Genomic DNA, 13,061 nt, shown 5'->3' with positions numbered 1-13,061 from the left:
ATCTACCGGCTTCGGGGCGGCGCCGTGCTGCCGCGCGGCGTGAGGTGGGCGGTCTCGTCCTGGAGGCCGGTGACCGGCTCACCCGCGATCGCGGCGAGGAGCTGCCGTGCGGCGTGCGCACCGTACGCGGGGATGTCCCGGCCGAGGGCGGTCAGCGGCGGGTGCACCAGCCGGCACAGCGGAGAGTCGTCCCAGGCCACGATGGACAGGTCGCCGGGGACGGTGAGCCCCATCTCCTGGGCCACCGAGAGCCCGGCGACCGCCATCACGTCGTTGTCGTAGACGACCGCGGTGGGCCGGTGGGCGGAGCTGAGCAGTCGGCGGGTGGCCCGGGCCCCCTCCTCGCCGGTGTAGTCCGACCAGACCGTGGTGGCCTCGTCCAGCCCCAGTCGCCGGCACACCGCGCCGAACGCGTTGTCGCGGATCTCGGTGTGCAGCAGCTCGGGCAGCCCGCCGACCCGGGCGATCCGCCGGTGCCCGAGCGCGACCAGATACTCCACGGTCTCCACCAGGGCCGCCGCGTCGTCGGCCCAGATGCTGGCCAGGCTGCCGGTGTGACCGGGCCCGCCGATCACCACCGCGGGCAGTTGCAGCTCCTCCAGTGCCGGCACCCGCCGATCGTCGGTGCGCAGGTCGCAGACGAGGACGCCGTCCACCCGTCGCTCGGCCCACCACCGGCGGTAGACCGCGACCTCCGCCTCCTGGTCGGCCACCACCTGCAGGGTCAGCGCGTACGAGCGGGCCGACAGTTCGGCCTCGACGCCGCTGATCAGCTCCATGAAGAACGGCTCGATGCCCAGCGTCCGCGCCGGCCGGCACAGGGCCAGGCCGACCGCGTTGGCGGTGGCGCCGGAGAGCATCCGGGCGGCGCTGCTCGGGCTGTACCCGATCTCGGCGGCGATCGCCAGGATGCGCTGTCGGGTCGTCTCTGACACGCCGGGCTGCCCGTTCAGCGCGTACGACACCGCGCCCTTGGAGACCCCGGCCCGCCGGGCGACGTCGGCGATGGTCGGCCGCTTCACCGGCGCGCTCCTTCAGTTGTCCGCACCCCGTGGGGCGCCCCGTCACTTGCGCGGTTAAGCGTACGCCGAACGGGGCGTTGACAGTGTGGGGGGCACCCCGTACGGTGTGCTCACTTATCCGGTTCAGTCGACGCTCTTCGATCTTGGGAGCGTTCCCATTTTGGCGCGGAGGATGACATGAAGCGGTCCTGGACGCACTGGGCCCGGGCAGCCACCGTGGGTGCCGTCAGCCTGGTCATGGTCGCGGCCTGCAGCGGAAAGAGCACCACCGGCGGCTCGGATTCGGGCGACGGTCAGATCACTTTGAAGATCAATTTCTGGGGCGACTTCGGCCTCCAGGACCTCAAGACCAAGTACGAGGCCGAGCACAAGAACATCAAGATTCAGCTGAACTCCGGCGAATACAACGCCCAGCACGAGGACCTGCAGAAGAAGCTGGTCGCCGGCTCCGGCGCAGCGGACATCGCCGCGATCGACGAGGGCTTCGTCGTCCAGTTCCGCAGCCAGGCCGACAAGTTCGTCAACCTGCTCGACAAGGGCGCCGGCTCGTACGAGAGCAAGTACCTGCCCTGGAAGTGGAAGCAGACGCTGTCGGCCGACGGCAAGACCCAGATCGGCCTCGGCACCGACGTCGGCGGCCTGGCCATGTGCTACCGAACCGACCTGTTCCAGGCCGCCGGGCTGCCCACCGACCGGGACCAGGTCTCCGCGCTCTGGCCCACCTGGGACAAGTTCATCGAGGTCGGCCAGCAGTACACCGCCAAGACCAAGAAGAAGTTCGTCGACTCGGCCACCAACATGTTCAACCCGATCCTCGGCCAGCAGCCGGTCGGCTTCTACAACGACCAGGAGCAGCTCCAGATGGACGGCGGCCCGAAGGTCGCCTTCGACTACGCCGTCAAGGGGATCGAGGCCGGCCTGTCGGCCAACCTCGCCAGCTTCCAGGCCGACTGGGACAAGGGCTTCACCAGCGGCTCCTTCGCCGTGCTCGCCTGCCCCGCGTGGATGCTCGGCCACATCAAGGACACCGCCCCCGGCACCGCGGGCAAGTGGGACATCGCCGCGGTGCCCGGCGGTGGCGGCAACTGGGGCGGCTCGTTCCTGACCATCCCCAAGCAGGGCAAGCACGTCGACGAGGCGTACAAGCTGCTGGAGTGGCTGGTCCAGCCGGAACAGCAGATCGAGATCTTCAAGACGGTCGGTAACCTGCCCTCGCAGCCGGCGCTCTACTCCGACCCGGCGATCGCCGACTTCAAGAACCCGTTCTTCAACGACGCGCCGGTCGGGCAGATCTTCCCGAAGATGGCCGCGGGCCTGACCCCGCAGTACCTCGGCAAGAAGAACGGCCCGACCCGGGTCGAGGTGGAGAACGTCATCGGCCGGGTGCAGAACAAGAGCCTGAAGCCGGACGCCGCCTGGGCGGAGGCGGTCAAGGCGGCGGAGAAGGTGGCCAACTCCTGACGGCGGCCTTGCCGCAGTGACTCCTGTGCAGCACCGGTGACGGAGCGGGGTACCGCCCGCTCCGTCACCGTCCGTCCCGTCACCACCTCGGCCCTGGAGTGATCCGATGTCCACCACCCGTGCCGCAGCCACACCGTCGGGCCGCCGAGCCGCGCCGGAGCGCGGCCGTGGGGGCGGCGCCCAACGAATGACCTGGCGCGACCGGCTGTACCGCTTCGACCTGCGTTACCTGCCGTACCTGATGGTCGCGCCGTTCTTCCTGCTCTTCCTCGTCTTCGGGCTCTTCCCGATGCTCTTCAACGGTGTGGTCGCGCTACGTAACTACCGGCTCGACGACCCCACGCTGCCGTACTGGGCCGGGTTCGACAACTTCACCAAGCTCTTCGGCGACGAGTACTTCTGGAACGCGCTCTACAACACCTTCGGCATCTTCCTGCTCTCCAGCGTGCCGCAGTTGCTGCTCGCGCTGGTGGTCGCCTCGCTGCTCAACCGCAAGCTGCGGGCGCAGACCTGGTGGCGGGTCGGCGTTCTGCTGCCGTACGTGACGCCGATCGTCGCCTCGACCATGGTGTTCAGCGTCTTCTTCTCCCGCGACTTCGGCATGGCCAACTGGGTGCTCGGCCTGTTCGGCCTCGGCGGCCCGGACGACCCGATCGACTGGCGGGCCGACAAGCTGCATTCCTGGATCGCCATCGCGACCATGGTCAACTGGAAGTGGATCGGCTACAACGCCCTGCTCTATCTGGCCGCGATGCAGTCCATCCCGCGCGACGTCTACGAGGCGGCGGCGATCGACGGCGCCAGCCCGTGGAAACAGCTCTGGCGGATCACCGTGCCGATGATCCAGCCGGTGGTCGTGTTCACGGTCGTGCTCTCCACCATCGGTGGGCTGCAACTCTTCACCGAGCCGATGCTCTTCGACCTGAACGCACAGGCCGCCACAGGCGGTGCCGGCCGGGAGTGGCAGACCATCGCCCAGCTCATCTACAAGGTCGGGTGGAAGGAGCTCAACCTCGGCTACGCCGCCGCGATGTCCTGGGTGCTGTTCCTCATCATCCTGATTGTCGCCGGCATCAACACCCTGCTCACCAACCGACTGTCGGGAGGGCGCAAATGACCGCCGTGACCGCGCCGCCGCCCACCCCGCCGCCACCCACCTCGCCGACCCGGCGGAACCGGGCGCGGCTGATGGGACGGGCCCCGCAGGACACCGCAGCCGGCGTCGGGAGCTATCTGCTGCTGGCCGTGACGTTCCTGTTCGGGGCGTTCCCGCTCTACTGGATGTTCGTCATCGCCACCAGCACCGACGAGGCGCTGGCGAAGCTCCCCCCGGCGGTGGTCCCCGGCGACCAGTTCCTGGTCAACCTGCGGGAGGTCTTCTCCCTCCAGGACGTCTACTTCGCCGCCTCGCTGGTCAACAGCGTCATCGTCTCGACCGTGGTGACCGCCTCGGTGCTCTTCTTCTGCTCGCTGGCCGGCTTCGCCTTCGCCAAGCTGCGGTTCAAGGGCAGCAAGGCGCTGATGCTCTTCGTGGTGCTCACCCTCACCGTGCCCAACCAGCTCGGCATCGTGGCGTTGTACATCGTGATGGGCAAGCTCGGCTGGAACGGCACCCTGCTCGCGGTCATCGCGCCCGGCCTGGTCACCGCGTTCGGCGTGTTCTACATGCGGCAGTTCATCGTCAACAGCGTCCCCGACGAACTGGTGGAGTCGGCCCGGATGGACGGCGCCACCACCATGCGGGTGTACGCCACCATCGTGCTGCCGGCGATCCGCCCCGCCCTCGCGGTGCTCGGCCTGCTCACCTTCGTGGCCACCTGGAACGACTTCCAGTGGCCCCTCATCACGCTCAGCGGCAGCGACTACCCGACCTCGATGGTGGCGGTGTCCGACCTGGCCAGCGGCAACTACGTGATCTACCGCCGGGTGCTGGCCGGTGCGTTCGTCGCCACCATCCCGCTGCTGGTGATGCTGTTCGTCGGCGGACGCCAGATCGTTCGGGGGATCATGGAAGGCGCGGTGAAATCGTGAGCGAGCGGACCCTGCACGAGGGCTGGGCGTTGCGGGCCGTACCGGGCCCGCAGGTGCCGTCGGAGATCGCCGGCAGGTCGGTGCCGGCCACGGTGCCCGGCTGCGTGCACACGGACCTGCTGGCCGCCGGCCTCATCCCCGACCCCTACCTGGACGACAACGAGGACGCACTCGGCTGGATCGGGCGTACCGACTGGGTCTACCAGACCACCTTCGACTGGCAGCCGGGCGACGCGGACCGGGTCGACCTGGTCTGCGCCGGCCTGGACACGGTCGCCACGGTGACCCTCAACGGCACCGAGGTCGGTCGTACCGAGAACCAGCACCGTGGTTACCGGTTCGACGTCGGCGGGCTCCTGCGGCCGGGCGCGAACACGCTCACCGTCCGCTTCGACTCGGCGTACGGCTACGCGCAGGCGCACCGGGAACGGCTCGGTGACCGGCCCAACGCGTACCCGGAGCCGTTCAACTTCATCCGCAAGACCGCCTGCAACTTCGGCTGGGACTGGGGCCCCACCCTGGTCACCGCTGGCGTCTGGCAGGAGATCGGGCTGCACGCCTGGTCGACCGCCCGGCTGGCCACCGTCCGCCCGCTGGTCACCCTCGACGAGGACACCGGCCGGGTGGAGCTGCGCGTCGAGGTCGAGCGGGCGGCGGACGTACCGCTGGTCGTGCGGGCCGAGGTCGCCGGCGTCGCCGTCGAGGCCACCATCCCGGCGGGGGAGCGCACCGCCGTGGCGCGGCTCACCGTCCGCGACCCCGACCGGTGGTGGCCCGTCGGGTACGGTGAGCAGCCGCGGTATCCGCTGACGGTGACGCTGCACGCCGAGGACGGCCGGACACTGGACAGCTGGTCGCGGCGGATCGGCTTCCGCTCGGTACGCCTCGACACCACCCCCGACGTGGACGGCACCCCGTTCACGCTGCACATCAACGACGTGCCGGTGTTCGTCCGGGGCGTCAACTGGATCCCCGACGACGTCTTCCCCAACCGGGTCACCCGGCAGCGGCTGGCCGAGCGCCTCACCCAGGCGGTCGAGGCGAACGTCAACCTGATCCGGGTCTGGGGCGGCGGCCGGTACGAGTCGGCCGACTTCTACGACCTGGCCGACTCCCTCGGCCTGCTGGTGCAGCAGGACTTCCTCTTCGCCTGCGCCGCGTACCCGGAGGAGGAACCGTTCCGCACCGAGGTCGAGGCCGAGGCGCGCGAGCAGGTCAGCCGGCTGGCCGCCCACCCGTCGCTGGTGCTGTGGACCGGCAACAACGAGAACATCTGGGGCTGGCACGACTGGGACTGGCAGCAGGCCCTCGCCGGGCGGACCTGGGGGCGCGGCTACTACCTGGACCTGCTGCCCCGGGTCGTCGGCGAACTGGACCCGACCCGGCCGTACTGGCCGGGCAGCCCCTGGTCCGGTCGGGACGACGTGCACCCCAACGACCCGGCCCACGGCACCACGCACATCTGGGACGTCTGGAACACCGACGACTATGTGAAATACCGCGAGTACCTGCCGCGCTTCGTCGCCGAGTTCGGCTACCAGGCGCCCCCGGCGTACGCGACCCTGCGCCGGGCGCTCTCCGACGACCCCCTCGCGGCTGACTCGCCGGGGATGGCCCACCACCAGAAGGCGATCGACGGGGACCGGAAGCTCCGACGCGGGCTGGACGCCCACCTGCCGACGCCCGCCGACTTCGACGACTGGCACTACCTCACCCAGCTCAACCAGGCCCGAGCCATCCAGCTCGGCGTCGAGCACTTCCGGTCCCACCGGCCGGTGTGCATGGGCACGATCGTCTGGCAGCTCAACGACTGCTGGCCGGTCACCTCGTGGTCGGCCGTGGACGGCGACGGTCGCCGCAAGCCGCTCTGGTACGCGCTGCGCCGTGCGTACGCCGACCGGCTGCTCACCGTGCAGCCACGTGACGGCGGGCTGGCCCTGGTGGCGGTCAACGAGACCGCCGAGGCGTGGCGTACGCCGGCCACGGTCACCCGGTGCACCCTGGCCGCGGAGCCGAGGTCGAAGACCTCGGTGGAACTCGACGTCCCCGCGTACTCCTCGGTGGTGCTGGCGCTGCCCGCGGAGCTGGCCCGGCCAGACGAGGCGCGGCGGGAGTTGCTGGTCGCGGAGGCCGGCGACACCGCAGAGCGGGCGCTGTGGTTCTTCGCCGAGGACCGGGATGCCGACTGGCCGACGGCGGTGTACGACGCGACAGTGGAGGCGGTGGACGGTGGCCAGCGGGTACGGGTCACGGCCCGGACGATCCTGCGCGACCTGACCCTCTACCCGGACCGGCTCGACCCGGCGGCCGAGGTCGACGCCGCCCTGCTCACCCTGCTGCCGGGGGAGTCGGTCACCTTCACCGTGCGCGCCGACGCCCCGCTCGACCCGGCGGTGCTGACCGCGCGCCCGGTCCTGCGCTGCGTCAACGACAGCTGAGCAGGAGAGGCCCCTTTCACCGCCTAAGCGCGGCGACGAGTTCCCCGACAGAGGTGGAGGGGTTTCCGTCGGGAGGTGGATCGAGCCGTGCCGCCCGCAGGCAGGCGTCGGCGACTCCGTCGCGGAACCTGTCGAAGTCCAGCGCGGTCTTGTCCCAGTTCGGAATGTACTTCCGCAGCAGGTCACGGGCCTTTTTGGCATTCTCGACGTGGCCTGCATGGTTGCCCAGGTGCAGCAACAGCCACACCTCGAAGCAGGGATTGGACCAGGCCAGGCGCACCCCCGACCCCCGCGCCTCGGCCGACGCGTCTCCGGTTGGGTAGTCGTCGACGTCGCACACGGCCCACGCCTCGTCGTAGTCGTTCTCCTGCTGCCGGCGGGATGCGCCGCGTACCAGGTCGACGGGGGAGCCTCGCTCGAAAGCGACCACGACCTTGGCCCGGATCCACGACTCCCGCTTCAACGAGTCGAAATAGGTCCGCTCGGTGGACTCGCCGTTCGTGGCGACCAGCACCGTTCGCCGCTGCTCCCGGCTTGCCGGCCGCCTGCGCAGGTCGGTTTCCCGCCCACGCCCGTTACGCACGACGGGCCCCGGCTGACGCTCACCGCGCCGCGGCGTCATCCGCACCTCCACGAGCGGCGAGTGCTTGCTCAAACAGGTGGGTGGACAGGTCGGGAACAGCGCCGTAGTTGCCGTTCAGGTAGCGGCGCTGGCGGTTCTCGCCTTCCCGGCGGGGCTTGAAGTCGGTCAGCGGGTAGAGCGTGGAGGCTCCGTCAGCGCCTTTCTCGGTGAACCAGATCTCGTCTCGGTGAAGAATCTCCTCGGTGTCGATGGTGCCGAGGAGGGCCGCATCATGGCTTGTGAAGATGAGTTGGCTGTGCCGAGGGTTCGACGCGATTGACTGGAAAAGGCCGATGAGTTTCGCGGTGAGCAATGGATGCAAACTGGCGTCGATCTCGTCCACGCACATGGTGCCACCGCCACTGAGGACGTCGGCAGCTTCGATCGCGAGCCCGAGTAACTGTTGCGTCCCGGTCGACTCCTCGGCCAACTCGAACTGCACTTCGCCCGCCGGCCCCTGATGGGCGAACCTCAGCCGTTTCCGTTCCCGGCGACGGTTTCTGGTCATCGTCCGCTCGTTGCCGGGCTCCAGATCCGAAGGTCGGAAGAGTATCGGCTGCTCGTCCGTCACCGCGCTGGTCACCTCGACCACGTTGACGATTCCGACATCGGCAGCCCGCAGCAGCTCGACCAGGGTGCGCCTGCTGGCATCGCTCTCCGGCCAGCCGGCCCCATAGATTCCATTCAGCCGGTTTCCCAGATGTGGCTGGCTCCGACTGTGCATTTTTTGGAACCATTGATATGTATCCCGAAGTGGCTCGGGCTCGGTCCCGCCCGGTGCCGTGTGTCGGTGGTCGAAGCGGGCGATTGTGCTGAGAAAGAGAGCTGTGGGAGCGGTGACCTCAGCGATCCTTTCCAGTCCGACCCGTTGGCCGGAATCCTCGCCCCAGGTGTAGGAGTCTCCGGTGCGTTCGAACACCCGCCGCTTCCTCTTGCGTGGATAATGGTAGAGCCATTCCTCGAGCACACCGTCGTTGTCGAGGGTGTAGCCGTACGTGTGTCGAACCCCGCTCAAGTCGAGATCGACGACGTACTGAGAGGGGGCTTCGAGTGAGTCGGGTGTCATCCGGTACGGCTCGCGGGCCACGCCGAGGCCCGGCTCGACCTCCCGGTCGGAGAAGATCACGAAGCGGCGCATGAACGCCAGGGCGTGCAGGCAGTTTGACTTTCCGGAGGCGTTGGCACCGAAGATGCCCACCACTCGGACCGCCGGCTCGTGCTCGTCGCTGCGGTAGGCCGGCGTCAGGTTGAGTTGCTGCTCGTCCCGGAACGATCGATGGTTGGCGAAGCGGAAACTCAACAGCATTACTGTGCCCTCTGATCCCCAGGCCTTGCGGCCGTTCTCTGCGAGTAAACCACGCAGATGGGCCTGAGGCACCCGGCTCGCCGGGTGGAAGAGCTGCGTGGGCCAGGCGGCGTGGCAGCGGCCATGCCGTCCGCCGGCACGTTGAACGCCCGGTGCCGGGAACCCGCCCGGAGTCTCCGCTCAGGCTCGCCTCGGGTAGTACGGGCTCGGGTGTTCCAGCAGGTTGTCGATGGTTATCGCGGCGTTGATGAGGGAGAGGTGGCTGAGAGCCTGCGGGAAGTTGCCGATCTGCTTGCCGGTAGAGGCGATTTCTTCGGCGTAGAGGCCGAGGTGACTGCTGAAGGTGAACATTTTTTCGAGGGTGACGCGGGCTTCGTCGACGCGTCCGGAGCGGGCGAGGGCTTCGGCATACCAGAAGGTGCACATGTTGAAGGTGCCTTCGTCGCCGGACAGCCCGTCCGGGGTGACGGTCGGGTTGTAGCGGTAGACGAGGCTGTCGGAGACCAGGGTCTCGTCGATCGCGCGAAGCGTGGACAGCCAGATCGGGTCATAGGGGGCCACGAAGCCGACGGTCGGCAGGATGAGCAGCGCGGCGTCGAGGTACTCCTCGCCATAGCTCTGGACGAAGGAACGGCGGCCGGGGTGGTAGCCGCGTTCCATGACCTGGCTGTAGATGGCGTTCCGCTGCTGAATCCAGCAGGCGGTGTCGCCTGGGCGGCCGGTCTCAGCGGCGAGGCGGATGGCGCGGTCGAGGGCAACCCACGACATGACGCGGCTGTAGGTGTAGTCGCGGGGGTGGCTGCGGCTTTCCCAGAGACCCGCGTCGGGCTGGTCCCAGTTGTGGCACAGCCAGTCGATGAGCCTGACGGTGCTCTGCCAGGTCTGGTGAAAGGCGCGGATGCCACGCTCACCGGCAAGGTGCATCGCGTACAGCGCCTCACCTTGGATGTCCAACTGTGACTGCTCGGCCGCGCCGTTGCCGATCCGGACGGGAGCGGAACCGCAGTAGCCCTCGAAATGGTCGAGAACCTCCTCGGGGAGGTCGGACGAGCCGTCGACGCGGTACATGATTTTCAACGGGACGCTGTTGTCGTCGGCCTCGCGGATGCGCGCGGCGATCCAGTCCATGTACCGGTCGACCTCCTCGGTGAAGCCGAGCCCCAACAAGGCGTGCACCGAGAAGGCCGCGTCGCGGATCCAGGTGTAGCGGTAGTCCCAGTTCCGGGTGCCACCCACCGCCTCGGGCAGGCTGGCGGTCGGAGCGGCGATCAGGGCACCGGTCGGTGCGTACGTCATGAGTTTGAGGGTGATCGCCGAGCGTTCGACCATCTCCCGCCACCGTCCCCGGTATTGGGAACGGTCGAGCCAGCGGCGCCAGTATTGGAGGGTCTGCTCGAAGATTGCCTGGACCTCGTCGGCGGGGATGACACGAGGCCCTTGGGATGGGGCCGTCTCCAGGACCAGGCCGCCCTTGTCGCCCTCGTGCAGGGTGGTGAACGCGATCAGGTCGCCGTCGTCCTTGTGGACGTTCTGCTCGGGGAACAGCCGCTGCTGGATCCGATTGAGGTTGAATGTCATGGAGGGGCTGCGAAAGATGGCGCCGCCGGGTTGCTGTTCCAGGTCGTGGCGGTCGCGGCCGTAGTTGAACCGGGGCCGGCATTCCAATCGAAACGGCATGCTGCCCCGGATCATGTTGATCATGCGTACCAGGCGGTGCTGGTCGGTTGGCTGATCGCCGGTGACCGGCATGAAGTCGATGATCTCCGCGACGCCGTCGGGGCTGATGAACCGGGTGATCAGGATCGGCGAGTCGGGCAGGTAGAGCTGCTTGCTCTGGTAGTTGATGCCGTCGGGCGAGACGCGGAAATACCCGCCCCGCTGTCGGTCCAACAGCGCGGCGAAGATGCTGGGCGAATCGAAACGCGGCGCGCAGAACCAGTCCACCGTGCCGTCGCGAGTGACCAGAGCGGCGGTCTGAAGATCGCCAATGAGCCCGTGATCCTCGATGCCCGGATACGCCTGCACGCCCGCTCCCCGCCTCGCCCACCCTGCCCGCTATGAAGCTAGGCCGGGATGAGACACGGGCGCGGTGTGTTTGCGAAGGGTTCACACCGGCGAGAGAGGCTCCCTGTCAATCGGAAACTTGAAAGATTTCGCAAGTGCTAAAGTGTTCAGGTTGCCGGGAGGAGTCTCTGTGTCTGTGCCGTTGTACCAGGCGAAGGCGGAGCTGTTCCGCACCCTCGGGCATCCGGTCCGCATCCGGGTGCTCGAACTGCTCCAGGACGGGCCGAAGCCGGTCCGGGACCTGCTCGCCGTCATCGACGTCGAGGCGTCCAACCTCTCCCAGCAGCTCGCCGTGCTGCGCCGGGCCGGCATGGTCACCTCGTACCGGGACGGGTCGCTGGTCATGTACTCCCTCAGCACCCCCGACGTGGCCGACCTGCTGGCCGCCGGTCGACGGATCCTCGGCGCGGTCCTCACCGACCGGGACGCACTCCTCGACGAACTGCGTGCGACCAGGACCGACCGGTGAACGTGCTCGGGCTGCTGCCCGGCCCGGCCGACTGGGCGGCGGTGCGTCGGTCACCCCGCCGCGATCTGCTCGCCGGGCTGACCGTCGCGGTGGTGGCACTGCCACTGGCCCTCGCCTTCGGCGTTACCTCGGGGCTGGGCGCGCAGGCCGGGCTGATCACCGCCGTGGTCGCCGGAGCGGTGGCCGCCGTGTTCGGCGGCTCCAACCTCCAGGTCTCCGGCCCCACCGGGGCGATGACCGTCGTCCTGGTGCCGGTAGTGCAGCGGTTCGGCGCCAGCGGGGTGCTCATGGTCGGCGCGATGGCCGGGCTGGTGCTCATTGCGCTCGCCCTCGCCCGGCTCGGCCGCTACGTCCGCTACCTGCCCACCCCGGTGATCGAGGGCTTCACCGCCGGCATCGCCGTGGTCATCGCGCTCCAGCAGGTGCCCGCGGCGCTCGGCGTCACCGACGCGCACGGCGACAAGGTCTGGGCGGTGGCCGCGGACGCCGTCGCCCGGTTCGTCACGCATCCTCGACCGGCGGCCGTCGCGGTCGCCCTCGGTGTCGCGGCGCTCATGCTGCTCGGCTCGCGGTGGCGTCCCGGGCTGCCGTTCTCCCTGGTCGGCGTGGCCGGCGCGACGCTTCTCGCCGAGCTGGCCCCGATCGACCTGGCCCGGATCGGCACCCTCCCGCAGGGCCTGCCCGCGCCTTCGCTGAACTTCCTCGACCTCGGCGCGGTCGGAGCGCTGCTGCCCAGCGCGCTCGCGGTCGCCGCACTCGCCGCGCTGGAGAGCCTGCTCTCGGCCACCGTCGCCGACGGGATGACCGTCGGCCAGCGGCACGACCCGGACCGGGAGCTCTTCGGGCAGGGCCTGGCCAATCTGGCCTCGCCGCTGTTCGGTGGCATCCCGGCCACCGCCGCCATCGCCCGGACAGCCGTCAACGTCCGGGCCGGGGCCGCCTCCAAGCTGGCCGCGCTGACCCACGCCGTCGCCCTCGCGGCGATCGTGCTGGCCGCCGCCCCGCTGGTCGGCCGGATCCCGCTGGCCGCCCTGGCCGGCGTGTTGCTGGCCACCACCGTGCGGATGGTGGAGGCGGGCTCGCTCCGGGCGATCGCCCGGGCCACCCGTGGCGACGCGGTCGTGCTCGTGCTGACCTTCGCGGTCACCGTGATCTGGGACCTGGTCACCGCGGTCGCGGTCGGCCTCGCGGTGGCGATCGTCCTCGCCCTGCGCGCGGTGGCCCGCAGCGCCCGGCTCGAACAGGTTCCGCTCGACCCCGGCGAGCACAGCGCCGAGGAGCACGCCCTGCTGGCCGAGCACATCGTGGCCTACCGGCTGGACGGGCCGCTCTTCTTCGCCGCCGCGCACACCTTTCTGCTGGAACTCTCCGACGTCGCCGACGTGCGGGTGGTCATCCTGCGGATGTCCCGCGTGTCCACCATGGACGCCACCGGTGCGCGGGTGCTCGGCGACGCCATCGACCGCCTCCGGGCGCGCGGGATCGTGGTGCTGCTCTCCGGCATCACGCCCGGCCACGACCAGATGCTGGGCGTCCTCGGCGTGGCCGACGAGCTGCGCCGCGCGGGCCTGGTCTTCCCGGACACCCCGGCCGCCATCCGGTACGCCCGCGAGATCGCCCTGGCCGGTGCCAGCTGAGCGGCCGGGCT

The 13,061-nt window shown here is 69.4% G+C and carries 10 protein-coding genes; 6 read left to right on the top strand and 4 right to left on the bottom strand.

Annotated features, from left to right (window positions below):
• Window positions 1-2: 2 nt before the first annotated feature.
• Window positions 3-1,022 (bottom strand): LacI family DNA-binding transcriptional regulator, encoded by a 1,020-nt coding sequence (locus AB0C02_RS08740; protein WP_357542679.1) that lies wholly within the window; start codon window positions 1,020-1,022, stop codon window positions 3-5.
• A gap of 177 nt (window positions 1,023-1,199) precedes the next feature.
• On the opposite strand from AB0C02_RS08740, the gene AB0C02_RS08735 reads away from it, so the two are divergent.
• The 4 genes from AB0C02_RS08735 (at window position 1,200) to AB0C02_RS08720 (ending at window position 6,952) form a co-directional block, all read left to right on the top strand.
• On the top strand, window positions 1,200-2,483 hold the full coding sequence (locus tag AB0C02_RS08735; RefSeq protein ID WP_357542677.1) for an extracellular solute-binding protein: 1,284 nt from the start codon (window positions 1,200-1,202) through the stop codon (window positions 2,481-2,483).
• Between the two features lie 106 nt (window positions 2,484-2,589).
• Window positions 2,590-3,600: a sugar ABC transporter permease gene (locus AB0C02_RS08730; RefSeq protein WP_357542675.1), complete on the top strand. Its 1,011-nt coding sequence runs from the start codon at window positions 2,590-2,592 to the stop codon at window positions 3,598-3,600.
• Between the two features lie 71 nt (window positions 3,601-3,671).
• Window positions 3,672-4,514, top strand: a complete 843-nt coding sequence (locus AB0C02_RS08725) for a carbohydrate ABC transporter permease (RefSeq protein ID WP_357542880.1) — start codon at window positions 3,672-3,674, stop codon at window positions 4,512-4,514.
• Window positions 4,511-6,952 (top strand): glycoside hydrolase family 2 protein, encoded by a 2,442-nt coding sequence (locus AB0C02_RS08720; RefSeq protein WP_357542673.1) that lies wholly within the window; start codon window positions 4,511-4,513, stop codon window positions 6,950-6,952. Before AB0C02_RS08725 ends, AB0C02_RS08720 begins: the two co-directional genes overlap by 4 nt.
• 16 nt (window positions 6,953-6,968) lie before the next feature.
• On the opposite strand, the gene AB0C02_RS08715 is transcribed toward AB0C02_RS08720, so the two are convergent.
• The 3 genes from AB0C02_RS08715 to AB0C02_RS08705 all read right to left on the bottom strand — a co-directional run bounded on the left by AB0C02_RS08715 (window position 6,969) and on the right by AB0C02_RS08705 (window position 10,905).
• Entirely contained in the window at window positions 6,969-7,574 is a 606-nt protein-coding gene (locus AB0C02_RS08715) for an RloB family protein (RefSeq protein WP_357542671.1), read from the bottom strand.
• A complete protein-coding gene (locus AB0C02_RS08710; protein ID WP_357542669.1) occupies window positions 7,555-8,874 on the bottom strand; it encodes an ATP-binding protein in 1,320 nt (439 codons plus the stop codon). The genes AB0C02_RS08715 and AB0C02_RS08710 overlap by 20 nt, the downstream gene beginning before the upstream one ends.
• 186 nt (window positions 8,875-9,060) lie before the next feature.
• The gene (locus AB0C02_RS08705) at window positions 9,061-10,905 is read right to left on the bottom strand and encodes a glycoside hydrolase family 15 protein (protein ID WP_357542667.1); all 1,845 of its coding nucleotides are present in this window, start codon (window positions 10,903-10,905) and stop codon (window positions 9,061-9,063) included.
• A 169-nt stretch (window positions 10,906-11,074) separates the two neighbouring features.
• Here AB0C02_RS08705 and AB0C02_RS08700 point away from each other — a divergent pair, with 169 nt between their 5' ends.
• Window positions 11,075-11,413: a metalloregulator ArsR/SmtB family transcription factor gene (locus AB0C02_RS08700; RefSeq protein ID WP_357542665.1), complete on the top strand. Its 339-nt coding sequence runs from the start codon at window positions 11,075-11,077 to the stop codon at window positions 11,411-11,413.
• Complete coding sequence (locus tag AB0C02_RS08695; protein WP_357542663.1) at window positions 11,410-13,050, top strand: SulP family inorganic anion transporter; 1,641 nt, start codon at window positions 11,410-11,412, stop codon at window positions 13,048-13,050. The genes AB0C02_RS08700 and AB0C02_RS08695 overlap by 4 nt, the downstream gene beginning before the upstream one ends.
• Window positions 13,051-13,061 lie beyond the last annotated feature (11 nt).

This window comes from Micromonospora sp. NPDC048999, from assembly GCF_040649295.1.
Classification (GTDB): Bacteria; Actinomycetota; Actinomycetes; order Mycobacteriales; family Micromonosporaceae; genus Micromonospora.
This window is presented reverse-complemented; position numbering and strand designations above follow the sequence as displayed.

Excerpts from the sequence above, each read along its gene's own strand:
- AB0C02_RS08735 (WP_357542677.1), top strand. The coding sequence starts at position 1,200 with ATGAAGCGGTCCTGGACGCACTGGGCCCGGGCAGCCACCGTGGGTGCC.
- AB0C02_RS08730 (WP_357542675.1), top strand. The coding sequence starts at position 2,590 with ATGTCCACCACCCGTGCCGCAGCCACACCGTCGGGCCGCCGAGCCGCG.
- AB0C02_RS08725 (WP_357542880.1), top strand. The coding sequence starts at position 3,672 with ATGGGACGGGCCCCGCAGGACACCGCAGCCGGCGTCGGGAGCTATCTG.
- AB0C02_RS08715 (WP_357542671.1), bottom strand. The coding sequence starts at position 7,574 with ATGACGCCGCGGCGCGGTGAGCGTCAGCCGGGGCCCGTCGTGCGTAAC.